Annotated in this window: 24 protein-coding genes; 6 read left to right on the forward strand and 18 right to left on the reverse strand. The window is 69.2% G+C overall.

Annotated elements, in window-relative coordinates:
* Positions 1 to 11: 11 nt before the first annotated feature.
* Both ABEA07_RS19865 and ABEA07_RS19870 read right to left on the reverse strand, forming a co-directional pair.
* Entirely contained in the window at positions 12 to 1,208 is a 1,197-nt protein-coding gene (locus tag ABEA07_RS19865; protein ID WP_345540038.1) for an MFS transporter, read from the reverse strand.
* Positions 1,209 to 1,272: 64 nt separating this feature from the next.
* Positions 1,273 to 2,049 carry a UPF0149 family protein gene (locus ABEA07_RS19870; RefSeq protein WP_345539978.1) on the reverse strand — a complete coding sequence of 259 codons (777 nt, stop codon included), beginning with the start codon at positions 2,047 to 2,049 and terminating at the stop codon, positions 1,273 to 1,275.
* A 136-nt stretch (positions 2,050 to 2,185) separates the two neighbouring features.
* Here ABEA07_RS19870 and ABEA07_RS19875 point away from each other — a divergent pair, with 136 nt between their 5' ends.
* Together ABEA07_RS19875 and ABEA07_RS19880 are read left to right on the forward strand one after the other, a co-directional pair.
* Positions 2,186 to 3,856 (forward strand): FMN-binding glutamate synthase family protein, encoded by a 1,671-nt coding sequence (locus ABEA07_RS19875; protein ID WP_345539980.1) that lies wholly within the window; start codon positions 2,186 to 2,188, stop codon positions 3,854 to 3,856.
* Positions 3,853 to 4,773 (forward strand): BUD32 family EKC/KEOPS complex subunit, encoded by a 921-nt coding sequence (locus ABEA07_RS19880; RefSeq protein ID WP_345539982.1) that lies wholly within the window; start codon positions 3,853 to 3,855, stop codon positions 4,771 to 4,773. Before ABEA07_RS19875 ends, ABEA07_RS19880 begins: the two co-directional genes overlap by 4 nt.
* Here ABEA07_RS19880 and ABEA07_RS19885 read toward each other — a convergent pair.
* The 5 genes from ABEA07_RS19885 to ABEA07_RS19905 all read right to left on the reverse strand — a co-directional run bounded on the left by ABEA07_RS19885 (position 4,770) and on the right by ABEA07_RS19905 (position 8,707).
* Complete coding sequence (locus tag ABEA07_RS19885) at positions 4,770 to 5,225, reverse strand: helix-turn-helix domain-containing protein (RefSeq protein WP_345539983.1); 456 nt, start codon at positions 5,223 to 5,225, stop codon at positions 4,770 to 4,772. The two genes, ABEA07_RS19880 and ABEA07_RS19885, sit on opposite strands and share 4 nt — an antisense overlap.
* Positions 5,226 to 5,232: 7 nt before the next feature.
* A complete protein-coding gene (locus ABEA07_RS19890) occupies positions 5,233 to 6,054 on the reverse strand; it encodes a M20/M25/M40 family metallo-hydrolase (protein WP_345539985.1) in 822 nt (273 codons plus the stop codon).
* Positions 6,055 to 6,393: 339 nt separating this feature from the next.
* Positions 6,394 to 6,810, reverse strand: a complete 417-nt coding sequence (locus tag ABEA07_RS19895) for a PIN domain-containing protein (protein ID WP_345539987.1) — start codon at positions 6,808 to 6,810, stop codon at positions 6,394 to 6,396.
* 103 nt (positions 6,811 to 6,913) lie between these two features.
* Positions 6,914 to 7,114 carry a hypothetical protein gene (locus ABEA07_RS19900; protein WP_345539988.1) on the reverse strand — a complete coding sequence of 67 codons (201 nt, stop codon included), beginning with the start codon at positions 7,112 to 7,114 and terminating at the stop codon, positions 6,914 to 6,916.
* A 366-nt stretch (positions 7,115 to 7,480) separates the two neighbouring features.
* Positions 7,481 to 8,707, reverse strand: a complete 1,227-nt coding sequence (locus ABEA07_RS19905; protein ID WP_345539990.1) for a THUMP domain-containing class I SAM-dependent RNA methyltransferase — start codon at positions 8,705 to 8,707, stop codon at positions 7,481 to 7,483.
* Between the two features lie 149 nt (positions 8,708 to 8,856).
* On the opposite strand from ABEA07_RS19905, the gene ABEA07_RS19910 reads away from it, so the two are divergent.
* From ABEA07_RS19910 to ABEA07_RS19920, 3 genes are read left to right on the forward strand one after another with little or no spacing between them, the layout of a single operon-like run.
* Positions 8,857 to 9,468, forward strand: a complete 612-nt coding sequence (locus tag ABEA07_RS19910; protein WP_345539991.1) for a cytochrome b — start codon at positions 8,857 to 8,859, stop codon at positions 9,466 to 9,468.
* A complete protein-coding gene (locus tag ABEA07_RS19915) occupies positions 9,465 to 10,055 on the forward strand; it encodes a YceI family protein (protein WP_345539992.1) in 591 nt (196 codons plus the stop codon). The genes ABEA07_RS19910 and ABEA07_RS19915 overlap by 4 nt, the downstream gene beginning before the upstream one ends.
* 44 nt (positions 10,056 to 10,099) lie before the next feature.
* A complete protein-coding gene (locus tag ABEA07_RS19920; RefSeq protein ID WP_345540039.1) occupies positions 10,100 to 10,726 on the forward strand; it encodes a YceI family protein in 627 nt (208 codons plus the stop codon).
* Between the two features lie 54 nt (positions 10,727 to 10,780).
* On the opposite strand, the gene ABEA07_RS19925 is transcribed toward ABEA07_RS19920, so the two are convergent.
* The 7 genes from ABEA07_RS19925 to argS all read right to left on the reverse strand — a co-directional run bounded on the left by ABEA07_RS19925 (position 10,781) and on the right by argS (position 18,720).
* Positions 10,781 to 12,385, reverse strand: a complete 1,605-nt coding sequence (locus ABEA07_RS19925; RefSeq protein ID WP_345539994.1) for a phospholipase D family protein — start codon at positions 12,383 to 12,385, stop codon at positions 10,781 to 10,783.
* A 2-nt stretch (positions 12,386 to 12,387) separates the two neighbouring features.
* Positions 12,388 to 13,983 (reverse strand): RNA polymerase factor sigma-54, encoded by a 1,596-nt coding sequence (locus tag ABEA07_RS19930; protein ID WP_345539996.1) that lies wholly within the window; start codon positions 13,981 to 13,983, stop codon positions 12,388 to 12,390.
* An 11-nt stretch (positions 13,984 to 13,994) separates the two neighbouring features.
* Complete coding sequence (lptB, locus tag ABEA07_RS19935) at positions 13,995 to 14,774, reverse strand: LPS export ABC transporter ATP-binding protein (protein ID WP_345539998.1); 780 nt, start codon at positions 14,772 to 14,774, stop codon at positions 13,995 to 13,997.
* 14 nt (positions 14,775 to 14,788) lie between these two features.
* Entirely contained in the window at positions 14,789 to 15,472 is a 684-nt protein-coding gene (gene lptA / locus ABEA07_RS19940) for a lipopolysaccharide transport periplasmic protein LptA (protein ID WP_345539999.1), read from the reverse strand.
* Positions 15,473 to 15,588: 116 nt separating this feature from the next.
* Entirely contained in the window at positions 15,589 to 16,233 is a 645-nt protein-coding gene (locus ABEA07_RS19945) for a thiol:disulfide interchange protein DsbA/DsbL (protein ID WP_345540001.1), read from the reverse strand.
* An 82-nt stretch (positions 16,234 to 16,315) separates the two neighbouring features.
* On the reverse strand, positions 16,316 to 17,032 hold the full coding sequence (locus tag ABEA07_RS19950) for an SPOR domain-containing protein (protein ID WP_345540003.1): 717 nt from the start codon (positions 17,030 to 17,032) through the stop codon (positions 16,316 to 16,318).
* A 14-nt stretch (positions 17,033 to 17,046) separates the two neighbouring features.
* A complete protein-coding gene (argS, locus tag ABEA07_RS19955; RefSeq protein ID WP_345540004.1) occupies positions 17,047 to 18,720 on the reverse strand; it encodes an arginine--tRNA ligase in 1,674 nt (557 codons plus the stop codon).
* Between the two features lie 128 nt (positions 18,721 to 18,848).
* Between argS and ABEA07_RS19960 the strand changes: the two genes are divergently transcribed.
* Positions 18,849 to 19,145, forward strand: coding sequence for a PsiF family protein (locus tag ABEA07_RS19960; protein ID WP_345540005.1), 297 nt, complete (start codon positions 18,849 to 18,851; stop codon positions 19,143 to 19,145).
* Positions 19,146 to 19,205: 60 nt separating this feature from the next.
* On the opposite strand, the gene ABEA07_RS19965 is transcribed toward ABEA07_RS19960, so the two are convergent.
* The 4 genes from ABEA07_RS19965 to ABEA07_RS19980 form a co-directional block, all read right to left on the reverse strand.
* Entirely contained in the window at positions 19,206 to 21,260 is a 2,055-nt protein-coding gene (locus ABEA07_RS19965; RefSeq protein ID WP_345540006.1) for a spermidine synthase, read from the reverse strand.
* 7 nt (positions 21,261 to 21,267) lie between these two features.
* A complete protein-coding gene (locus tag ABEA07_RS19970; protein ID WP_345540007.1) occupies positions 21,268 to 21,726 on the reverse strand; it encodes a DUF2214 family protein in 459 nt (152 codons plus the stop codon).
* Positions 21,723 to 22,700, reverse strand: a complete 978-nt coding sequence (locus ABEA07_RS19975; RefSeq protein WP_345540008.1) for a LysR family transcriptional regulator — start codon at positions 22,698 to 22,700, stop codon at positions 21,723 to 21,725. Before ABEA07_RS19975 ends, ABEA07_RS19970 begins: the two co-directional genes overlap by 4 nt.
* A gap of 550 nt (positions 22,701 to 23,250) precedes the next feature.
* Positions 23,251 to 23,862, reverse strand: coding sequence for a hypothetical protein (locus ABEA07_RS19980; RefSeq protein WP_345540010.1), 612 nt, complete (start codon positions 23,860 to 23,862; stop codon positions 23,251 to 23,253).
* Positions 23,863 to 23,904: the final 42 nt, after the last annotated feature.

A 23,904-nucleotide genomic window follows, 5' to 3' on the forward strand; every position in this document is an offset into this window, starting at 1 on the left:
GGCGCGGCGCTTCACTGGCCGCCGCGTGCGACCGCACCCGCGGGTGCCGGCAGCCAGGCGAAGGCCATGCAGGCGGCGACCAGCAGCAGCGCGATCGTGCCCTGCACGACGGCATAGGGCTCCATGCCCTGCGCCTGCGCGATCGAGGCCGCGACGCCGGTGAGCCATTGCATCAGCGCCACGCCGAGAAACATCGCCATGGTGAACACCGCCATCGCGCGGCCGGTGAGCTCGGGCGGGTAGGCATTGCGCACGTCGGCGTACTGCCAGACGATGAAGCCGGAAATCAGGCCGATCACGAGGGCGCAACCGACCTCCATCCAGGCGGAGTGGAAGAAGCCGATCGCGGCAAACAAGGCCGCGTAGATGCCGCAGCAGGCCAGGATGCGGCGGCGGCGCACCGGCCCGCCGCGGTCCAGCCGGCCGAAGAGCGGCGGGCCGAACAGCGAGATGACCGAGACGGCCAGCGCAACGTTGCCGCTCTGCACCAGCGAGTAGCCGTGCCGTTCCATGAGCAGCGGCCCCAGCCACAGGCCCCGCAGCGAGATGAAGGCGGCATAGGTCACCGCGCCCAGCACCATGATGCCCACCGTGTGCGGCATCGCGAACAGCGCGCCGAAGCGCCGCAGCGCAGCGATCGGAGACTCCTTCGCCACCGGTTCATCCGGGTCCGCCGGTTCGCGCACCATGACCAGGATGCTGAACCAGGCCAGCACCGAAGCCACTGCCAGGGCCCAGAAGCCCGATCGCCACGAATAGGAGTCCACCAGCCACGCCAGCGGCGTGCCGGTCACCAGCATGCCCACCCCGCCCAGGCCCAGAACCAGCCCCGACACCGAGGCGAAGCTGGTGGAGGGGAAATGCCGCGCGATGAAGACACTGCAGACCAGGAAGGCCGGCGCGCAGCCGATGCCGATCAGTACCTGCCCCGCGATCAGCCAGCCGAAGCCGGGCGACAGCGCGGAGATCACCGCGCCCACGATCGCCAGCGGGAAGGCCGTGAGCACCGTGCGACGCACGCCGTGCAGATCGATGCCCACGCCCATGAAGAGCTGCATGGCACCGAACGCGAAATGAAAGGCGCCGGAGAACAGGCCCAGCGCCTGCGCCGAGAGCCGGTAGTCCGCCTGCAGCGGCCCGGCCATGATGGCCCCGACCGTGCGGTAGGCCTGGCTCAGCGCGAAGGCGGTGCACAGCGCCAGCACCATGCTCCAAGCGCGACGTGAAGACAAACCCTGTGCCATGCCTACAACCGGCAGCCCTGGGGAGAACCTAGCCTCCGTGGCACTTCTTGTATTTCTTTCCGCTGCCGCAAGGGCAGGGATCGTTGCGGCCCGGCGTTGCCTCCTTGCGCACGGTCTCCACCCGCGGGCCCATGCTGCGCCACAGCCGCCGCAGGTCGTACACGCCCCAGACCGCTTCGCCGAAACGGTCCACCCGCTGCTGGCTCACGCTGGGCGGGCCGTCTTCGCTGTACATCGAGAGCGTGGGCTTGCCGCGGTCGTCCTCGGTGAGGGCGACGATCGCTTCCATCGCCTCGTCGAGGATGGCGGCAGCCTCCTTGTCGCGCGGCGCAAGCCACTCGTCGGGCCAGTTCTCCACCGCGTACATGAAGCCGAGCGCCCACACCTGGCCGAAGGACGGAATATCCTCGCCGGCCATCTCGGCGCGCTCCTCCTCGGGCAGGGCTGCGATGGCGCCGCGCGTGTCCAGCACCTCGGGCTGCCAGGCACGCGGGTCGTCGAGCGATTCCACGTCCGCGTCCAGGCCCTGTTCGGTCTCGCGCCAGCGCCGCTTCCAGCGCCAGACGAATTCCATGTGCTGGGCCGGCGCGAAGCTTTCGCCCAGCAGCACCGGCCAGTACTCGGCCGGCTCGATCGTCCTGCGGGTGCACACCAGCGCGGCCAGGAAGCCCTCGCAGAACTCCCATTGCGGGATCTCCTCGTCGTGCTCGCGCATGGCGTCGAGCGCCTGGTCGAGGGCGTCGAAATCGTCGGGGCCGAGCGGCTGGAGATGGGGGTCGGAGGGGGAGGAGGTGTCGTCGTTCATGGCGCCAAGCGGTCCATCCGGCGCGGCCGGGGGCCGGCCATTATGCCGAGGGCGGCGCGCCGGCCCTGTCGTCCTGCGGGCCGACGCGGCGCCTATGATGCGGGCTTGCACGGCCGCCGCCCGCGCCCCGCCGCCCATGAATTCCATTTTCCCGTCCCGCTACTACGCCTTCGCCCTCTGCATCCTGGGCCTGCTGGCCAGCGTGGCCGCCGCCGTGGCCGCCCCCTACCTCTGGACCCCCTGGGCCTGCGCGGCCGTGTTCGCCGCCCTCGGCCTCACCGGCGTCTACGACCTGCGGCAGCCGCGTCACGCCATCCTGCGCAACTACCCCGTCATCGGCCACCTGCGCTTTCTGCTGGAATACGTCCGGCCCGAAATCCGCCAGTACTTCATCGAGAGCGACCGCGAGGCCGCGCCCTTCTCCCGCGCCCAGCGCTCCCTGGTCTACCAGCGTGCCAAGGGCGAGCCTGACAACCGGCCCTTCGGCACGCAGCTCGACGTGGGCATCGCCGGCTACGAGTGGATCAACCACTCGATGCGCCCGACCCACCTGGACAACCACGACTTCCGCATCGTGATCGGCGGCACGCCCAACCCGGCCTCGCCGGCCGGCCAGGTCTGCACCCGGCCCTACGAGGCGAGCGTCTTCAACATCTCGGCGATGAGCTTCGGCGCGCTGTCGGCCAACGCCATCCTGGCCCTGAACCTGGGCGCGAAGCACGGCGGCTTCGCGCACGACACCGGCGAGGGCTCGATCTCGGCGCATCACCGGGCGCACGGCGGCGACCTGATCTGGGAGATCGGCAGCGGTTACTTCGGCTGCCGCAACGCGGACGGCAGCTTCAGCGAGGAGCGCTTCATCGCCAACGCGCGCGACCCGCAGGTGAAGATGATCGAGATCAAGCTCAGCCAGGGCGCCAAGCCGGGCCACGGCGGCGTGCTGCCGGCGGCCAAGGTCACGCCCGAAATCGCGGCGGCGCGCGGCGTGCCGGTGCGCGTGGACTGCATCTCGCCCTCCTCGCACAGCGCCTTCTCCACGCCGGTGGAGATGATGCATTTCATCGCCCGGCTGCGCGTGCTCTCCGGCGGCAAGCCGGTGGGCTTCAAGTTCTGCCTGGGCCATCCGTGGGAGTGGTTCGCCATGGTCAAGGCGATGCAGCTCACCGGCCTCACGCCCGACTTCATCGTGGTCGACGGCGCCGAGGGCGGCACCGGCGCGGCGCCGGTGGAGTTCATCGACCACGTGGGGGCGCCGCTGCAGGAAGGTCTGCTGCTGGTGCACAACACGCTGATCGGCGTGGGGCTGCGCGAGCGCATCAAGATCGGCTGCGCCGGCAAGGTGATCACCGCCTTCGACCTGGCACGGATGATGGCGCTGGGCGCCGACTGGTGCAACTCGGCGCGCGGCTTCATGATGGCGCTGGGCTGCATCCAGGCACAGGCCTGCCACACGGGCCACTGCCCCACCGGCGTGACCACGCAGGACCCGGTGCGCCAGCAGGCGCTGGTGGTGCCGACCAAGGCCGAGCGGGTGCGCAACTTCCACGACAGCACACTGCATGCGCTGAGGGAACTGGTGCAGGCCGCGGGCCTGGACCATCCGCAGCAGATCACCGCCCACCACATCGTGCGCCGCATCTCGGACACCGAGGTGCGCCTGCTCAGCAACCTGGTGCTGCAGGTGAAGCCCGGCGCGCTGCTGCATTCGCTGGAAGCGCAGCACAACGTGTTCCGCACCTACTGGCCGCTGGCGAGCGCGCACAGTTTCCAGCCCCTCATGGGCGCCGACACCGCCCTGGCCGCATGATCACGGCGAAACGCAACACGCGCATGCAGGCGCGCAAGGGTGTGGCGTCGGCGCCGGCGCCGCTGGGAGCGGAAGCGCCGCCCCTGGCGCCCGGCGACTACGCGGAGTTCCTGCGCACCATGCTGCCGCAACAGCAGAAGGCGGTGGCCAGCCACCGGCTCGGCCAGGAGCGGGTGTGGCTGAAGAAGGCCGGCTCGCCGCACGGCAAGCTGGGCTACCACCTGATGGCCGCCGTGGCCGGCCTGCTGCGCCTGGATGTGCTCACCCCCGTGCCCAACCCGGGCGGCGAAGCGGCCATCGCTACCGAGGCGCGCCGCCTGCGGGCCTTGGGCGCCACCGGCCTGCGCGTGCCGGCGGTGCTGGCCCAGCAGCCCGACGGCCTGCTGATCTCCGACCTGGGCGAGAGCGGCCGCCCGCCTGTGGTGCTGCAGGAGCGCCTGGACCAGGCCGCGGCCCAGGGCCCGAGCGCGCTCCTGGCCGTGTGGCGCGAGGGACTGGAGGCCATCGCCATCGTCCACGCGCACGGCGCCTATCTGAGCCAGGCCTTCGACCGCAACCTGGTGCAGTGCCCCGACGGCGTGATCGGCTACATCGACTTCGAGGACGACCCGGGCGAGACCCTGCCCCTGGCCGAATGCCAGGTGCGCGACTGGCTCAGCTACCTGCACTCGACCGCCATGCTGGTGCGCGCTGCCTCGGCGCAGGCGGCCGGCGCCCATTGGCACGCGGTGCTGGCCGATGCCGGCGACGAGGTGCGCGAGCGCCTGGCGCTGGCGGCCAAGCGCATGCGCTGGCTGCGGCACCTGCCCTCGGGGCGGCGCTGGGGGCGCGACACGCAGCGCTCGCGCGCGGTCGCGCGGCTGCTGTGGCGCTGGTACAGCGGCGGCGGCGCTCAAGCGAATCAGAAGCGGCCTTAGCCGCCCCGGCGGCGCCGCGCTCCCCCGTGTTGCCGGGCGCGCCATTCGGATGCCGTACACGCGAAGGAGCGCTGGAACCAGCGCGAGAAGGCGCTGAGGCTGTCGAAGCCTGCCGCATCGGCGACCTGCGACATCGAGCAATCGGACCCGTGCAGGGCCCGGCACGCGACATCGACGCGGACGCGCTGCAGGATGCTGGAATAGCTCTCGCCGTCGTGTTCCAGCCGGCGGTTGAGGGTCCTGCGGTCGACGCGGAAGTACTGCGCGACCGCCCTCGCTTCACAGTAGCCCTCGCCGATCATGCGCTGGATCACCCGGACCTTCATCGAGAAACTGCCGGGCGACCGGGGCAAGCTGGCCGCCAGTTGCTCGCGGGCCAGCTTGCGCAGGAACGGTGACGACGTGGCCAGCTGGCGCTCGAGCACACCGCGGTTCACAACCAGTCCCGACACGACCTGCTCAGGGTTCCGCCAGCAAAGAAAGCAGCGCGGCGCCTGTGCGGATGCCGTTCAGGAAGCAGTCGACGCGCAGGTTTTCGTTGGGTGCATGGTTGGACTGGTCCGCATTGGCGTAAGGAACGAGGAAGGCAGGCAAGCCCAGCGTTCCGGTGAACACGTAGTTGGGCAGGCTGCCGCCGATCACCGGGTACAGCATCGGGCGCTGCCCGTGCGCGCGTTCGACAGAGCTCATCACCTTGGTTGTGAAGGGCGAGGTGACCGGTGTCTTCCACGGCTCCATGCCGTTCAAGCGCGTGGCCTCGACCTCGGGCGCACGGCGGGCCACGTGCTGCACGATCCGATCGAAGACCTGGTCGGTGCTTTGCGACCCGATCAGCCGCATGTCGCATTTGACGGAGGCCTCGCAGGGGATGATGGTCTTCATGCCGGGACCGCCGTAGCCGCTGTGCAAGCCGTTGATCGTGAGCGTGGGGTGGAACATCAGCCGCTCGAAGTATCCGCGGCTCTCCGGACCGTCGAGACGGGGTATTCCCAATTGCTCGCGCACCCGCGGGACATCGATCGGCAGGGCCTGGGCGGCTTCGACCTCCTCGGGCGTGGGCGGCTCGACCGCGTCGTGCAGGCCATCGATGGTGATCTCGCCCGTGGGGCTCTTCATGGTCGCCAGCAGCTGCACGAGCGTCCACGCCGGATTGGGCACGTCCTGCCTGGCGCCGCGCGCATGGAGCTCGAAGTTGAGCAACCCTCGCACGCCCATCTGCACGACCGGCATTCCCGATGGATGCAGCGACCCGTCCGCGATCACCACCAGGTCCGCCTTCATGCGCGCGGCATCGGGACAACAAGGGACAGCACTACGCGCAGATCCCGAAGGCGTCGGCATGCCGGTCGATGTGGTCAAAGACGGCGTGAAGGGCGTCGCTGCCCTCGCGAACTGGTGGCGTGCCTGCACCGGCGGTGTCCATGTCGTGTCCTCTTCGTGGAAATCCCAAATGGGCTTCGAGACGAATGTAGGAAGGGATCGACCCCGACGCTTGACCGTTTGGGACAGGGCTGTGCCGCTTGGGACAACGCGGGACCCCAGGGCAGCCGCTGCGCTGGGGTCAGCCCCGCCGCGAGTTCCGTGCGGCGCTGCCGACCGGGTCTGCGTGCAAGGCCCGGCTCACCGCCCCGGCACGCCGACCTCGACGCCCAGCGCCGCCAGCCGCCGGCGTATCTCGAGCAGCGCCCGGTCCTTGCTGAACAGCCGCGCCCGGTGCGCGACCGCGAGGTCCACGAAGATCTGGTCATCCGGGTCGGCGCACAGGCAGGCAGCGCGGGGCGCATCCGCCACCAGCAGTACGCGCCGGTCGAAGGCGTCCAGCACCGCCGTGGCTTCCCGGCCATTGCGCGCCAGCCGTGCGGCCACCAGCGGATAGCCCAGCACGCGCGCGAACTCCTCGCGCATTGCGGCCATTGCGATCCATTGCAGCTCGCCGGCCTCGAGCGCCGCGACCAGCGCCGCGCAGCCCGGGTCGTCGAACACCAGAAGGTCCAGGGCAACGTTGGTGTCGATGACGATGAGCATGGGCAGGGGCATGGGCCGCGATGCTACCCACCCACAGAACCTCGCAGGTCATCCGCCGTCATCTCCACCATGGGGAGCTCCTTCGGCCGCGCGCGCGAAGAGGCCCCCTCGTCGCCTAGCCGGAGGAAGTTCCCTGCAATGCGGCGCGCTGCTGCTGCGAGAGCAGGAAAAGGCGGATGCGCCGGCAGGGCCACAGGCCCGACTGGTCCAGCGACTGGGCCTGGTCCAGCGCCTGTTGTTCGGTGTTTGCGGGCCGCGGCGCGTCGGCCCGATCTCGCGCGGGGGCAGGCGGATGAAGGGTCGTCCGTTGGAACATGGCAAGGCTCCTTGGCATTCAAGGCCCTCGCAGCGCGGGCAGGCTGCAACCGTACCGGTCGATGTGCGCAACGCCGCAGCGAGCGCGCATCGACCGGGCAAAGGTCAGCGACGGGAAGGGAATCGGAAGAGAGGGGGGCGCTTGCCGGGGGAAAAGACAAGCATCACGCTGCGGCTTCGGCACGCAGCGCGGGGAAGCTGCGCTACTGGAATGCCGGGTGAGCCGCACCTGCCGAGGCACGCATCACGTCACTGAATCGACTGGCACTGTCCACGCACGAGGCTCCGAAGTGAAGATGCGGGATTGTTGCAAGGCAACATGGGAGGGTCAATCGCACTAGCGCGTTGTCCCTGGCCGCTGTGTGCTTTATGCCACTGGGCGGTTGCGCGCCGAGCCGGCGACCATGTCGAAGCGGAACAGGCGGCATTCGATCGGACCGTTCCACATCGGGACGCGGCGCGACTCCTTCAGCCGCATGCGCTTGGGCAATTGCAGGTCGGGCGTGAGCACCCAGGCGGTCCAGCCGGCGAAGTTCTTCTTCCAGTGGGTGGCGAGTTGCTGGAAGAACTCGCCGCCGTCCTCGGTCTGCGCCTGCTCGCGGCGGCCGCGGGTCACGCCGCCGACTTCGATGCGCTCGCCATAGGGCGGGTTGAGCACGATCACGCCGGACTCGGCCGGCGGCATGCGCTGCAGCGCATCGCCGCCGCGGAACTGCACGGCGGCCGCGACGCCGGCACGCTCGGCATTGCGCTGGGCGAAGTCGACCATGCGGTGCGACACGTCAGAGCCGTAGATGGGCGCCGCCGTCGCAGCGCGCGCCGCGGCCTGCGCCTCGGCCTTGAGGGTGGACCACAGGTCCGGCTGAAAGGGCCGCAGTTTCTCGAAGCCGAAGCGGCGCGCGGCGCCCGGGGCGATGCCCAGGGCCAGTTGGGCCGCCTCGATGGCGATGGTGCCGCTGCCGCAGCAGGGGTCGTAGAGCGGCACGGCCGCGACCTCGCCCGTCTCGGGGTTCCACCAGCCGCTGGCGGCCAGCATGGCGGCGGCCAGGGTTTCCTTCAGCGGGGCATCGCCCTTGTCCTGGCGCCAGCCGCGCTTGAACAGCGGCTCGCCCGAGGTGTCGATGTAGAGGGTGCAGTGCGTGCTGTCCAGGTGCGCGAAGACGCGCGCATCCGGCCACCGGGTCTCGATGCTGGGCCGCACGCCGCCGGCGCGCTCGCGGAAGCGGTCGACGATGGCGTCCTTGATGCGCAGCGTCGCGAAGTTGAGGCTCTTGAGCGGGCTGTGCTGGGCCGTGGTCTCGATCTTGAAGGTGTTCTTCGGCGTGAACCAGAGCTCCCAGGCCACGCCGCCGGCGATGGCGTAGAGGTCGTGCTCGCCGCGGTAGGGCGCATGGGCCAGCTCGACCAGCACGCGCTGCGCAAGCCGGCTGTGCAGGTTGAGCCGCAGCGCCTCGCGCCAGTCGGCGCGCACGCGCACGCCGCCGCGCAGGCTGAGCAGGTCCTGGCCGGCACGGCCGGTCAGCGCATGCACCTCCTGGGCGAGTAAGTCTTCGACGCCGGCGGCGCAGGGAAGGAAAAGGGACAGCTCGTTCATGGGGATGGCCGGGCAGTATCCCATGCAGGTCCATGTCGGGTGGCGCAGCTTGCGGCACCGGGGAGTGGCGCCTTCGCGAACAAGCGAAGGCGGAACGTTCTGCGTCGCGCTTCTCTTCCAGATTGGCGGTGTGGCCTTATGCTCCGGCCATGTCCGCCGAGCTGCCGAAATCCGAGGCCGTTCCCGCCCCGCGGGTCGCGGCACGGCGCTATGGCGGGGTCGCGATGACGCTGCATTGGCTGCTGGCGCTGATGATCGTCAGCTCCTTCAGCCTCGGGCTCTACATGTCGGGCCTGCCCTTCTCGCCGATGCGCCTGAAGCTCTTCAACTGGCACAAGTGGGCAGGCATCACCATCCTGGGCCTGACCGCGCTGCGGCTGCTGTGGCGGCTGTCGCATCCGCCGCCGCCGCTGCCGGCCTGCATCGTGGAGGCCATGCCGGGCTGGCAGCTGGTGGCCCACCGCGGCACGCACCTGCTGCTGTACGTTCTGTTCTTCGCGGTGCCGCTGGCCGGCTGGGCCTACAGCTCGGCCCTGGGCTTTCCGATCGTCTGGCTGGGCCTGGTGCAACTGCCGGATTTCGTGCCGGTCGACAAGGAATTCGCCGAGGCGGTGCTCAAGCCGCTGCACCAAGGCAGCGCTTTCACACTGGCGGCCGTGGCCCTGCTGCATGCCGCCGCGGCGCTCAAGCATCACTTCGTGGACCACGACGGCCTGATGGACCGCATGTGGCCGCTCTCGCACCAGGGACATCGCCGATGAGCCTTCTCCGCACCGCATGGCGCGCGCTGTGTGTTGTCGCCCTTCTCGCCGCCGCAGGGGCCGCGAGCGCCGCCGGGCCCGAGCCGATGGCCAGGCTCGTGCCGGGCCAGGGGCAGATCGCCTTCGTGACCAAGCAGATGGGCGTGCCGGTGGAGGGCGAGTTCCGGAAGTTCGATGCCCAGATCGCCTTCGACCCGAAGAAGCCCGAAGGCGGCACGGTGGCGCTGCAGATCGACATGGCCAGCGCGACGCTGGGCGTGCCGCAGACCGATGCCGAGCTGCCCAAGGCGCCATGGTTCGACACGGCGCGCTTCCCGAAGGCGAGCTTTCAGTCCAGCGCGATCAGGAGCCTCGGCGGCGGGCGCTTCGAGGTCGCCGGCCGCCTGACCCTCAAGGGCCACGCCCAGGAACTCGTGGTGCCGGTGGCGATCACGCAATCGGCGGACCGCTCGACCGCCACCGGAAGCTTTACGATCCAGCGCCTGGCCTTCAAGGTCGGCGACGGCGAATGGACCGATACCTCGATGGTCGGCGACGAAGTGCAGGTGCGCTTCAAGCTGGTCATGACCGGGCTGCGGCCCCTTTGAATTTCGCCATGCACGCATCCACTGCCATGTCCAAGTCCGCCTCGATGATCAAGCTCGTTGCCGCCGCGGCGCTCGCGGCCGCCGCATCCCTGTCCCTCGCGCAGACCGCGCCCGAGATGGCTGCCGAGCCCGCGGGCGGGCCGGTCAAGGGCGCCAGCTACGTGGTCGACCCGACCCATACCTTCGTGATGTACGAGATGGGCCACTACGGCACCACCACCAACCGCGGCCGATTCAGCACCAAGGACGGCACCATCAAGATCGACGGCAGCGGCCAGGGCGGCAAGATCGACATCACGATGGACATCAGCTCCATCAACACCGGCGTGGACCTGCTCAACCGCCACGTGCTGAGCAAGGACTTCTTCAACGTCGCGGAGTTTCCGCTGGCGCGCTTCGTGGCCGACAAGATCGACTTCAGCGGCGACAAGGTCACCGAGGTCGAAGGCGCGCTCACGCTGATGGGCAAGACCAGGCCCATCAAACTCAAGGCCAACCGCTTCGGCTGCTACATGAGCCCGCTGATCAAGCGCCAGGTCTGCGGCGGCGACTTCGAGACGACGGTGGCGCGCAGCGACTGGGGCATCACCTGGGGCATTCCCTTCGGCTTCGAGGACCGGGTGCGCCTGCTGGTGCAGGTGGAGGCGGTGAACATCACGGGCGGGAGCTGAAGGGCCTGGGCCCGACTGCGCTGGGGCGGTCGCCGTCTGCGGTCACCTCCGCCTTCAGAGCAGGCTCTCCGGCGCGAGCGGCGCGATGAGCTCCAGCATCAGCCGGTCCCACAGTGTCGAATCCGGTTCGCTGGTCAGCACCTGCTCCTCGCCGCCCTCGTCGCTCACCCATTCGATGCGCTCGGTGCCCGGCGCGAAGCGCACCCGGTAGGCGCCCTGCTGCTTGAGGACGTCGATCAGCTTGAGCACCTGCTGCGCCATCTCGCGGCTGAAGATGATCAGGCCGATCTCGGTGTTGTGCACGTCCGAGCGCGGATCGAAGTTCATCGAGCCGACGAAGAGGACCCGGCCGTCGATCACGGCCGACTTGGCGTGCAGCCGCCCGACCTGGGTGCCGAACAGGCCCAGGCGCACGCTGCGGCGGGTGCGCTGCGAGCTCAGCTCGTGAATCTCGGCACCGAGCCGGAGCATGTCGGGCCGGTAGCGCCGGTAGCCGGTGTGGACCACCGGTTCGTCGGTGGCAGCCAGGGAGTTGGTGACCACGCTGATCTTCATGCCGCGCCCGCGCACCTCGCGCATGGCCTCCAGCCCGCCCTTGCCGGGGATCAGGTAGGGCGAGACGATGGTCACGTCGGAGCGGCCGCGGCGGATCTGCTCGATCACGTTGTAGCGGACGCTGTCGACGTCCAGCAGCGGGATGCCGCCGTAGTTCGCCTGCCTTCCGATCACGCGGTCCGGCGAGTCCGCGTAGGCCTCGGCGCGCGTCCAGATGAGGTCCAGCTTGCCGGCCTTGAGGTCCTCCACGATCGGGCTGTAGCCCAGCAGGTCGTTGGGCGCCAAAGGTCGCGGCGCGGGCGTGGTGGCGGGGCCCGTGAGCTCCTCGAAGCGGCGCTGCCGCTGCTCGCGCGGCACGGCGGTGGCGACCACCGTCTCGATGGGCCGCACGTGCTCGCTGTTCCAGTACTGGTCGAACAGGCTGGCCAGGCGCGGGATCAAAGCGCCGGCCACGAAGGTGTCGAGGTCGATGAAGTTGGCGCCGGCCGTCTGCCTGAAGTACTCGTTGCCTATGTTGCGCCCGCCGGCCACCGCCATCGCGCCGTCGGCGATGAAGAGCTTGTTGTGCATGCGCCGGTTGACGCGGGTGAAGTCGAACAGCGACGCGGAGAAGCGCCCGAGCATGCTGCCGCGGCCGGCCGGGAAGGGATTGAAGAGGCGCAGCTCCAGGTTGGGCGTGGCGGCCAGCGCGAGCAGGAGTTCGTCCTCGCCCGAGGTGTAGAGGTCGTCCATCAAGAGGCGCACGCGCACGCCTCGCAGGGCGGCATCGCGCAGGGTGCGCAGGAAGTAGCGGCCCGTCTCGTCGTTGTAGATCTGGTAGTACTGCACGTCCAGCGTGCGCTGCGCCCGGCGCGCCAGCTCCAGGCGCGTGTGGAGCGCGAAGTCGCCGCCGGGCATCAGGCGGAAGCCGCTGAGGTCGGGGTCGGGCTGCGAGGACTGCGCGATGCGGCCCAAGGGCGTGTCGGCGGACGCCGGCAAGGCCTTGGAAGGCGTGCGCTCGAACTCGGCGGGCAGCGTGGCGCAGCCGCCGGCGAAGAAGAGCACCGACATCAGGGCCAGGCCCAGACGCATCCACTGCAGCCACGGACCTGGACGGGCCCCCATCGCTACAGAGCCTTGCGCAGGTTGGCGGGCGCGATGCGCAGCGCCTCGCGGTACTTGGCCACGGTGCGGCGCGCGCACTCGATGCCCTGCTCCTTCAGCATCTCGGAGACCTGGCTGTCGGACAGCGGCTTCCTGGCATCCTCGGCACTGACGAACTGCTTGATCAGCGCCCGCACCGCGGTGCTGGAGGCATTGCCGCCGGTCTCGGTGCCCAGGGCCGAGCCGAAGAAGTACTTGAGCTCGACGGTGCCATAGGGCGTGGCCATGTACTTGGCGGTGGTCACGCGGCTGATGGTGGATTCGTGCAGGCCCAGCTCGTCGGCGATCTCGCGCAGCACCAGCGGCCGCATGGCCAGCTCGCCGTGGACGAAGTAGTTCTTCTGCCGCTCCACGATGGCGTTGGAGACGCGCAGGATGGTGTCGAAGCGTTGCTGGATGTTCTTGATGAACCAGCGCGCCTCCTGCAGCCGCTGCGACAGCGCCTGGCTGCCCTCGCCCTTGTGCGACTTCAGCGCGCCGGCGTAGATGTCGTGCACGCGCAGCCGCGGCATGACCTCCGGGTTGAGCGAGACACGGAACTTCACGTTGCTGCCCTGGCCCACGCGGGTGACGATCACATCCGGGACGATCACGTTGCGCTCCACATCGACGAAGCGGCGTCCGGGCTTGGGCTCGAGCCGGGCGATGAGCTGCAGGGCGGCGCGCACTTCTTCCTCGTTGCTGCGCGTGAGGGTGGCCAGGCGCTTGAAGTCACGCTTGGCGAGCAGTTCCATCGGCTGCTTGCAGATGGCCAGGGCGGTGCGGCGCACCTGAGCCTCTTCTTCGGTCTCGTCCTCGTCCTGCAGCGCGCGCAGCTGGATCGTGAGGCACTCCGCCAGGCTGCGCGCGCCGACGCCGGCCGGCTCCAGGCTCTGCAGCAGGCCCAGCGCAACCTGGAAGTGGTGCACCAGCTGGTCGAACTGGTCGTTGTCGTCGCCGGCCAGGCCCGAGGCCAGGGCCGGGAGGGAGTCTTCCAGGTAGCCGTCATCGTTGAGCGACTCGATCAGGAAGCGCAGCGCGGCGCGGTCGTTCTCTTCGAGGCGCAAGGCCAGCGCCTGGCGGTGCAGGAAGGACTGCAGCGACTCGTGGCTGCTGGCCAGCTCGGTGGCATCGGGGCGCTCGTCGTCACCCTGGCTGCCGCTGTTGCGCGCGGGGGCGTCGCCCCCCCACTCGCTGTCGTCCGGCGCAAAGTCGACGGTGCCGTCGCCGTCCCAGCCGGGTTCGCTGTCGGGTCCCTCGGCGGCAGGCGCGGGCTCGCCTTCGCCGGCCGCGGCGGCGCTTTCCGCCACCGAAGAAACCGCGCCGGGCGTGAACTCGGCCTCGGCCTCGGCCTCGAACTGGCGGTCGTCCTCGCGCACCGGGACGTCGGCAACCTCCAGGCCGAATTCTTCGCGCGGCGCCTCGTCGATGGTGCGTTCGAGGAAAGGGTTTTCGTCGAGCATCTGCTCGACTTCCTGGCTCAGTTCGAGCGTGGAGAGCTGCAGCAGCCGGATCGACTGCTGCAGCTGGGGCGTGAGCGCGAGGTGCTGCGAAACGCGCAGCGAGAGCCCTTGCTTCATGGCGGCGACCTCTACATCCGGAAATGCTCGCCCAGGTAGACGCGCCGTACCTCGGCGTTGTCGACGATCTCCGATGGCGTGCCTTGTGCCAGCACATGCCCGTCGCTGATGATGAAGGCGTGATCGCAGATGCCCAGCGTCTCGCGCACGTTGTGGTCGGTGATGAGCACGCCGATGCCGCGCTCCTTCAGGAAATTGATGATCCGCTGGATCTCGATCACGGCGATGGGGTCGATGCCGGCAAAGGGCTCGTCCAGCAGGATGAAGCGCGGCTGCGTGGCCAGCGCCCGCGCGATCTCGACGCGGCGGCGCTCGCCGCCCGACAGCGCCAGCGCCGGCGAGTCGCGCAGATGGTCCACGCGCAGGTCGTGCAGCAGCTCGCTCAGGCGCTCCTCGATGCGCGCCTTGGCCAGCGGGCGGGGCCGGCCGTCGCCGTTGGGCTCGCGCTGCAATTCGAGCACGGCGCGCACGTTCTCCTCGACCGTGAGCTTGCGGAAGATCGAGGCCTCCTGCGGGAGATAGCTCAGGCCCATGCGCGAGCGGCGGTGGATGGGCATGTGGGCGATAGGCTCGCCGTCGATGCTGATCTCGCCGGCGTCGGCGCGCACCAGCCCGACGATCATGTAGAAGGAGGTGGTCTTGCCGGCACCGTTGGGGCCCAGCAGGCCGACCACTTCGCCCTTGTCGACGGCCAGGGAGACGTCTTTGACCACCTTGCGGCTGCCGTAGCTCTTCTGCAGGCCGCGCGCCTCCAGGCGGCTGCCGGACGCGGCGGTGTCGCCCTTGACCATGGCCACGTCCTGCCTCACTGCCGCGCTTCCCCGCCGAGGGTGGTGCTCGAGCGCAGGCCCGGGCCGGAAGCCGGCGTCGACGGGCTTGCCGGCGTCGCGGGCGCCGCGGCAGGCGGGGCCGCCGATTTGGGCGTCAGGATCGCACGCACCCGCCCGCCCGCCGGCGCCGCCACGCCCGCATTGGGCGGCAGCGAGGAGCCGTTGACGCTGAAAGTGTCGTTGCTCTGGTCGTACACGATCAGCGAACCGCTGCTCTCGTCGTTGACGGTGGCGCCGTAGAGGCGGCGCATGACGGCGCGGCGGATGAACTTCACGTTGTCGGCGCGGCTGTCGTACTCGATGACTTCCGACTCGCCCTCGATCCACTCGTCGGTGCCGGCGTCGCGCTTCTGCTTGTAGTAGGCCAGCTTGCCGGGCGCGGCGGTGACCACGCCGTACTGGTAGCCCTCCGGATCCTGCCGCACATCGATGCGGGCACCGCGGATGATGATCGTGCCCTTGGTCACCACCACATTGCCCGTGAAGACGCTGGTCTGCTTGAGGTCGTCGTAGCGCATGGCGTCGGCCTCGATGTTCATCGGCTTGGTGCGGTCCGCCTTCTCGGCCTGGGCCAGGGGCGCCAGGGCGGCCAGCGCCAGAACCAATGCGAAGGCACGGGCCCGGCGCGGGGAAATCGTGATGAATGGTAACGAAGTCATAAAGGCACGAAACTTGCTCGCGGATTGTATGCGGGCTCATGGAGCCGGACTTCGGTGCCCGGACGAAAAAGCCCGCCGAGGCGGGCTTGGGGGGCATGGGCGAGGGAGGCGGTGCCTCAGGCGCTCTTGCGCGCTTCGCCGACCAGGTAGTCGGTGATCTGAAGTGCTCGCTCCATGCTGCGCGCCATCTCGCCGTCCACGTACCAGCGCCCGGCAATGCCCAGCGAGGGCACGCCGGCCACCTGGTAGGCATCCTGCAGTTGCTTGGCGCGCTGGATCTTGCTGGCGACGCTGAAGGACTTGTACTGCTCGGTGAACTTGTCCTTGTCCAGGCCGTTGGCCGCGGCCCAATCGATGATCTGCTGATCGCCCGAGAGGTTCTGGCGCTGCTGGTGGATGGCGTTGAACACGCGGCGCTGGTATTCGTCCACCTTGCCCATGGCTTCGAGCGCGTAGTACAGCTTCTGCTGCGGCTGGAAGCTGGCCTGGAAGGCGACCGGCACGCGCCGGAAGGCCACATGCGCCGGCAGCTTGCGGGCCCAGCCCTCGAGCGTGGGCTCGAAGGCATTGCAGTGCGGGCAGCTGTACCAGAAGAACTCGATCACCTCGACCTTGCCGGCCGGTGCGTCGACCGGCGCGCGCTTGTCGAGCACCGCGTAGTCGCTGCCGGCCTTGGGCGCCTGGCCCTGGGCCTGCGCCGGGGAGATGAGGGGAAGCAGGCCCAGCGAGGTGGCTGCCAGCGAAAAGTCACGACGTTTCATGCGAATGGTTCTCCTGTGCGGCTGACAGAGCCGGTGCGCGGGCCGGAGTTCCCGGCGGGCGCGTGGACAAAGAGGTGGAAACTCAGCGCTGCACCCGCACCAGGGCGGATTCGAGGCCGTTGCCGTCCAGCCGCTCCTTGAGGCGGTCGGCGTCTTCCTTCTTGTTGAACGGGCCTGAACGGACCCGGAACACGGTGCGGCCGGCCTGCTCGCGCTCGGTGATGCGCGCCTCGACGCCCATCAGGGAGAGCTTGGCACGTTGCGCCTCCGCGTCCTCGGGGCTGCGGAAGGCGCCGGCCTGCACGAAGTACATGAAGGGGTCGCTGCTGCTGGGCGCCGCGGCGGCGGTCTGGGTGCCGCTGCCGCCGGCACGGGCGCGGGCCAGATCGCCGATCGGGTCGCTGGACGGCGGAAGCGCATTGGCCTCGGCCGGCACCGGCGGGCGGGTGGCCCGCTGCTGCGCCTGCCCCGGCGGCGGTTGCACCACCACGGGCGCCGGCGCGGTCTGCGGCACGACCGGCGCCGCGGCCGAGGGCTGCGCCGGCGCGGCGGGCGCGGGTGGTGGCTCCGGCGGCCGCACGGGAGCGGCCTTGCCGGCCAGCGGCGCGTTGGGGTTCCAGTCGCGGTTCTTGCGCGCCTCGGCTTCGTCCTGTTCGGGCCCGCCGCGCTGCGTCTTGGTCATGAAGGGGATGGGCACCTTGGTCACGTAGACCGCGATGCCCAGCGCCACGCCCAGGCCCAGCACCAGCCCGATGATCAGGCCGATGACGATGTTGCCGCGTTGTCGTCTTGGAGTCATGGTGAGGGTAGCAATCACATCTTGCGCGGCGCACTCACGCCGAGAATCGCGAGGCCATTGTGCAGCACCTGGGCGGTGGCGGCGACCAGCGCGAGGCGGGCCTTCTTCACGGACTCGTCGTCCACCAAAATACGCTCCGCATCGTAGTAGCTGTGGTAGGCCGAAGCCAGCTCACGCAAGTAGAAGGTGACGTCGTGCGGCGCGAAGTCCTTGGCGGCGCCGGCCAGCATGTCGGGGTACCTCGCCAGCATCAAGAGCAGCGGCTGGGCCGCGGGGCTGGCGAGCGGCGACAGGTCCGCCTGCGTCAGCGAGGCCGCGTCCCCACCCCACGCTGCCAGCACGGAGCAGATGCGGGCGTGCGCGTACTGCACGTAGTAGACCGGGTTGTCGTTGTTCTGCGCCAGGGCCAGGTCGACGTCGAAGGTGTACTCGGTGTCGGGCTTGCGGCTGAGCAGGAAGAAGCGGACCGCGTCGGTGCTGGTCCACTCGATCAGGTCGCGCAAGGTGACGTAGCTGCCGGCGCGCTTGCTGATCTTGACCTCCTCGCCGCCGCGCATCACCCGCACCATGGTGTGGAGCACGTAGTCCGGATAGCCGGCGGGAATGCCCTCGCCGGCGGCCTGCAGGCCGGCGCGCACGCGGGCGATGGTGCCGTGGTGATCGGTGCCCTGGATGTTCACCACCTTGTGGAAGCCGCGCTCCCACTTGGCGATGTGATAGGCGACGTCGGGCACGAAGTAGGTGTAGCTGCCGTCGCTCTTGCGCATGACGCGGTCCTTGTCGTCGCCGTAGTCGGTCGACCTGAGCCACAAGGCGCCGTCCTGCTCGTAGGTCTTGCCGGCCGCGATCAGCTTGTTGACCGTGGCTTCGACCCGGCCGCTGGTGTAGAGGCTGGACTCCAGGTAGTAGTTGTCGAAGCGCACCTGGAAGGCCTTGAGATCCAGGTCCTGCTCGTGACGCAGGTACGCCACGGCGAACTGGCGGATCGAATCGAGGTCGTCCACGTCGCCGCTGGCGGTGTATTCGCGATCGTCCGAGCGCACGGTCTTCTTCGCCTTGAAGTCTTCGGCGATGTCGGCGATGTACTCGCCGTTGTAGGCCTGCTCGGGCCATTGCGGATCGCCGGGCTTGAAGCCCTTGGCGCGCAGCTGGGTGCTGGTGGCCAGGGTCTGGATCTGCACGCCGGCGTCGTTGTAGTAGAACTCGCGCCATACCTGCGCGCCCTGCGAGGCGAGCAGGTTGCAGATGGCATCGCCCAGCGCCGCCTGGCGGCCATGGCCCACGTGCAGCGGGCCGGTGGGGTTGGCCGAGACGAACTCGACCAGCACGCGCTCCCCGGTGCCGGCCTCGCGGCCGAATGCCTCGCCGGCGGCCAGCACCTCGCGCACCACCTGCTGCTTGGCAGCGTCCTTGAGGCGGATGTTGAGGAAGCCGGGGCCGGCGATCTCGACGGCGTCGACCCATTGCCGAAAGGCGGGTGTGGCACGCAGCGCGGCGCTGATGTCCTCGGCCAGCTCGCGCGGCTTGCGCGAGAGCGGCTTGGCGAGCTGCATGGCGGCCGTGCAGGCCAGGTCGCCATGGGCCGCGACCTTGGGCGATTCGAAGGCCGCCTTGGCACCAGCGCCGGGTGAAAGGGTGTCGAGCGTGCTCGCGAGCGCTGCGAGCAGCTCATGTTTGACCAATAGCATCGCGGGATTTTACCGGGGGCAAACCCTCCCTTCCTCCGGTCGCGGTCATCCACCGGTCAGTGGCCGCCGTTAGCATGGGCGGCCCCTGCAGGGGCTTCCGCCACAACCGACCTAGAGGAAACCACACCATGAAGAAGCTTCTCTCCCTGACTGCCATGGCTGCCTGTCTTTGCGTCGGCGCCGCGCATGCGCAGGACAAGGCCCCTACGGCCCAGCAAAGCAAGATGTCCATGTGCAACAAGGAGGCCGGCGACAAGAAGGGCGACGAGCGCAAGGCATTCATGAAATCCTGCCTCTCGGCCAAGCCGGTGACGCAGCAGGACAAGATGAAGACCTGCAACGCCGACCCCAAGGCCAAGACGCTGAAAGGCGACGAACGCAAGGCCTTCATGAAGGAATGCCTCAGCGCCAAGCCGGCGGCTTGAAGGCCCGAAGCTTTCCGATCAGCCCCGCAGGCGTCGTCCCGGCGGGGTTTTTTTGCGGCGCTACCTCAGCACGCTGAACAGATTGTTGAAGTCGTCGGTCCACGGGACGATGCCGTTGGCCGGCTCGTAGGGGGTGATCCCCTCGCGGATCGTCTCGCGCTGCAGGGCCTGCGGGTCGCGCGCCACCAGCATCCAGATGCTGCGCTCCACGTCGGTGGCTTCCGGGTTGTCTTCCATCAGCACGGCGTGCAGGCCGCGCGCCCGGGCGATGGCGCTCACGACCGTGTCCAGGTGGAGGTAGCGGTTGGAGACGTGGAAGGCGATCACGCCATCGGGCTTCAGGTGGCGCAGGTAGATGTCCAGGGCCTCCACGGTCAGCAGGTGCGCCGGCACCGAGTCGCCGGAGAAGGCATCCACCGCCAGGACGTCGAAGCGCTGGGGCGCTTCGCGCTCGAGCGCGAGGCGCGCATCGCCCAGCACGCGCTCGATGCGCGCGTCGCTGTCCCGCAGGTAACTGAACTCGCTGTCGGCCAGGTCGAAGACGCGCTGGTTGATCTCGTAGAAGCGGTACACGTCGCCAGGGCGCCCATAGGCCGCCAGCGTGCCGGCACCCAGGCCGATGACGCCGACGCGGCGCGGCTCGGCCGGCGCGGAGTCGATGGCGCGCCCGACGCCGGAGGTCTTGCTGTAGTACGAGCCGGGCCAGCGCCGGTTGGCTGCCGAGAGGTACTGCTCGCCGTGCAGGGTCATGCCGTGGTGAAGGCGGCGGACGCGGTCGTTCTCCTCGGTGCCGGCGTCGTGCACCATCATCGCGCCGTAGAAGTTGCGGTCCAGGCGCCGCGCGAGCGCATCGTCGCGCACCTGCTCGGACAAGTACCAGCCGCACCCGGCGGCCAGCGTCAGCCCCGCCAGCACGCCCAGGCGCCGATGCCGCCACACCACGATCGCCGCCAGCGCGCACAGCACCAGGCCGATGCCCAGTTCGTAAAAGGCCGGCAACACGTAGGGCGCCCCCAGCCCCACCAGGGCGCCGCCCAGCGCGCCGCCCAGAGAGAGCATGAGGTAGAAGCGCGTCAGGTAGGCCGGCCCGGGCCGAAGGCGCGCCGTTTCGCCGTGCAGGCACAGGCACAACAGGAACAGGCCGCCGACGAAGATCGGCAGGCCCGTGCGCCAGGCGCTGCCGATCTCGTCCTGCAGCGCGTAGGCGCCCAGCAGGAGCATGGCGGCGGCCAACGGCAGCACGAAGGGGCGCCGGTACCAGCGCTCGCCGTCGAAGCTGAGGATGAAGGACAGCAGGTACACCGACAGCGGCAGCACCCACAGGAAGGGCACGGGCGCCACGTTCTGCGTGACGTGGTTGGTGACGGCCAGCAGCAGCCAGGTGCCCAGCGCCGGCAGCAGAAGCCACAGGAACTGATCGATGCGGCGCGGCCTCGGAGTCGGGGCTGCGGCTGCGGCTGCGGCTGCGTCTGCGTCGGCCGCCGGCGCTGCCATCATGGGCACCACCATGCCGGGCCAGCACCGGGCCACATACACGGTGGTCGCGCCGCACAGCAGCACGAACAGGCCATAGGCCGTCGACCAGGCCCAGGCCTGCTGCGGCACGGTGCTGCGCGGCTCGATCAGCACCGGGTAGCACAGCAACGCCGCCAGCGAGGCGAGGTTGGACAGGGAGAAGTAGCGGTACACCTGCGCCCCCCAGGGCGTGCGCGTGACCCACGATTGCACCAGAGGCCCGGTGGTGGAGAGCAGAAAGTACGGCAGCCCGATGGTGGCCACCAGCAGGCCGAGGATGCGCAGCATGGGCTCGTCGGTGCCGGCCGGCTTCCACCACGGGTCCGCCAGCACCGGCAGGAAGGCCAGGCTCGCCAGCAGCAGCGCGCCATGCACCCAGGCCTGCGTGCGCGGCGCAAGCCGGCGGGCCAGCCAGTCGGCGTAGGCATAGCCGGCCAGCAGCGCGAACTGGAAGAACACCATGCAGACCGACCACACCGCCGCCGAGCCGCCGAACCAGGGCAGGATCTGCTTGGCGATCAGCGGCTGGACCAGGAACAGCAGGAAGGCGCTGGTGAAGATGGTGCCGGCGAACAGCGCTTTGACGGCCGCCGGCTGCATGGGCGCCTTAGCTCCTTGCGCCGAAGCCGCGCGCGAGGAACACGGCCACCAGGGGGATCAGCGCGATCAGGTGGGCCTGCACCATCACCAGCTTGCGCGTCTTGCGGATCTCCGCCTCCGCCGGCAGTGTGCCGGTGGAGCGCACCGCCTTGCGCCAGCGGAAGTAGGTCAGCGTCGGGAAGATCGAAAGCACGCCGACGATGATGAACAGCCCCAGCTTCACGTGCAGCAGCGGGTTGGTCCAGTACCAGGCGGTGCCCTTCATGCCCCACCAGGTGCGGGCGATACCCGTCGCGAGCACGGCGATGGCGGCGATGCCGTAGACCATGTCGACCCGCGCCAGGCGCTCGACCGCCGCGGCGTTGAGCCATTCGACCCGGCACAGCGCGGCCTCGCTGGAGATGAACACCACCATGGTGAGGATGGCCAGGATGTGCAGGTAGGCAAGGATCGCTTCGAGGGTCATCGTTCTTTTTCCGTGGATGTCGTGGAAGTCATGGACGTCGCAGGCGCAGCGATTGTGCCGCCCCAGAACTCCGGCCGTGCGTAATGGGCCTTCAGGAAGTCCAGCCACAGCCGCACCCGCAGCGGCAGGTGTTTGCGCTGGGGAAAGACCGCGTAGATGCCGTTGGGCGGCGCGGCGAAGTCGTCCAGGAGCGGCACCAGCAGGCCGGCGTCGATCTCGGCCTCCACCTCCCAGTTGCTGCGCCAGGCGATGCCGTGGCCGGCCAGGCACCAGTCGTGCAGCACCTGCCCGTCGGAGCAGTCCAGCGGCCCGTTCGGCTTGAGGTGGATGACCTCGTGCTCGCCGTCGACGCCAGGCACGCGGAAAGCCCAGCCGCGGGTCTGCGACGCGTCGCTGGACAGGCTGAGGCAGTCGAAGCGCGACAGCTCGCCCGGATGGCGCGGCGCGCCGTGCCGGCGGATGAACTCGGGCGTGGCCACGCAGCGGCGCCGGTTGTCGGCCAGGCGCACGCTGACCAGGGAGGAGTCGGGCAGGTCGCCCACGCGCACGGCGCAGTCGTAGTTCTCGCCGGCCACGTCGATCACGCGGTCGCTGAGGTTGAGGGAGATCGTGACTTCCGGATGGCGCTGATGGAAGCGCGGCACCAGTGGCGCCACGTGGCGGCGGCCGAAGCCCGCCGGCGCCGTCACCCGCAGATGCCCGCTGGCCTTGATGCCGCCGGCGCTGACACTGGCCTCGGCATTGGCCAGCTCGACCAGCAGGCGCTGGCAGTCTTCCAGGAAGGCGCTGCCCTCGTGGGTGAGGGTGATGCGACGCGTGGTGCGCAGCAACAGCTTGACACCGAGGCGCTCCTCCAGCGCATCGAGACGCCGGCCCATGATGGCCGGTGCCACGCCCTCGGCCTTGGCGGCGGCGGTGAGGCCGCCGCGGGTGGCGATCGCGACGAAGGATTCGAGTTGCTTGAGGCGGTCCATCGCCCGCAATTATCCAAATGCGGGTTCATGCTTCGCGCGCGCACTCGATCATCAGCGCGCGCAGCCATTCGTGGCGTGCCGGCGATGGTCGGTGCGTGGGTGCCACGACATGCGCACGTCGAACACGGGCAGTTGCAGCGGCAGGTCGAAGGGCGCCGGTCCGCATCCACCAAAACGCCAATGGCCTTGGTGAAAGAGTCGATCGCCGCAGGGTCCTTGAGCCGCGAAGGCGGCGCAACGATGCTGTCGGGATTCAGTACGAGGTCCTTGACGTGTTGCAGGCAAGCACAGACCGTTGACCATTGTTCGCCGCAGCTGTCCTTCTGCAGAGGACGCGGGGGCCGTCTCTTCATTGCCTGTTCTTATCGGCTGCTCCTGCGCACAGCAAGAGATGGCGTCGTCACATCCCTCGCCTCATTCTTCTCTTTCTTCTTCGGTCCCAGATCGTGGCTACGTGCGGTGCGGGCTAGTCCGACACGTCTCATGGCCGTTGTCCTTTGGATTGAACGGCAACACGGAGCGCGTGCCGCGAGAGTGATGGCTGCAGCGCTCAGCAGCGTAAGAATTCGCCTGACGTGACATCGACAAGTTCCGCGCCGGCCTGAGGCAGCATCAGTTCGGGCGGGTCGGAATGCAGGCGGGCCATCCACGAGTCTGCAGTGCGCCTGAAGGCATCCAGAGTGGGCCCCCATTCAGCCGGATCGCCAGGAATCCCAGGAACGAACATGGACAAGGTCATCAAGCCCGTCCTTCGATCAACGTCCACCGCCCACTGTGCGCCCTCGCCTGTCCAGCGCGCCATGACGTCCGCGACGTGGCGGGGCTCCTGCTCGTCGAAGTCGCAGTCCTCGTCGGCTTGCACGATGACCTGCAGGGTCTCGGCGCTCACGTAGCCAACGCCAGCGAACAGTTCGAGCCGGCCGTCCAGGAGCACGGTGGCGTAGGCCTGCAGGCTCTCTCCCGCCATGAACACCAACGCACCATCGTCATCGATGTGCGCCGGCGCCTGACCGGCCGAGGCGAGGTGCTGCCCAAGACTGTGACTGAGATCAACCATCATCACTGCGCCCTTCGGTTCGACAAGCTCCATCGTTACGTGGCGCTGGACTTCCTTCGGTTCCTGCATCAACAAGCCGGCCTGCTGGCATCGGGACATATGCACGCGTCGGCTTCGCGGACAGACGGCCCGGCCGATGGGGTCCAG

This window comes from Variovorax defluvii, from assembly GCF_039541515.1.
GTDB classification, from domain to species: Bacteria; Pseudomonadota; Gammaproteobacteria; order Burkholderiales; family Burkholderiaceae_C; genus Variovorax; species Variovorax defluvii.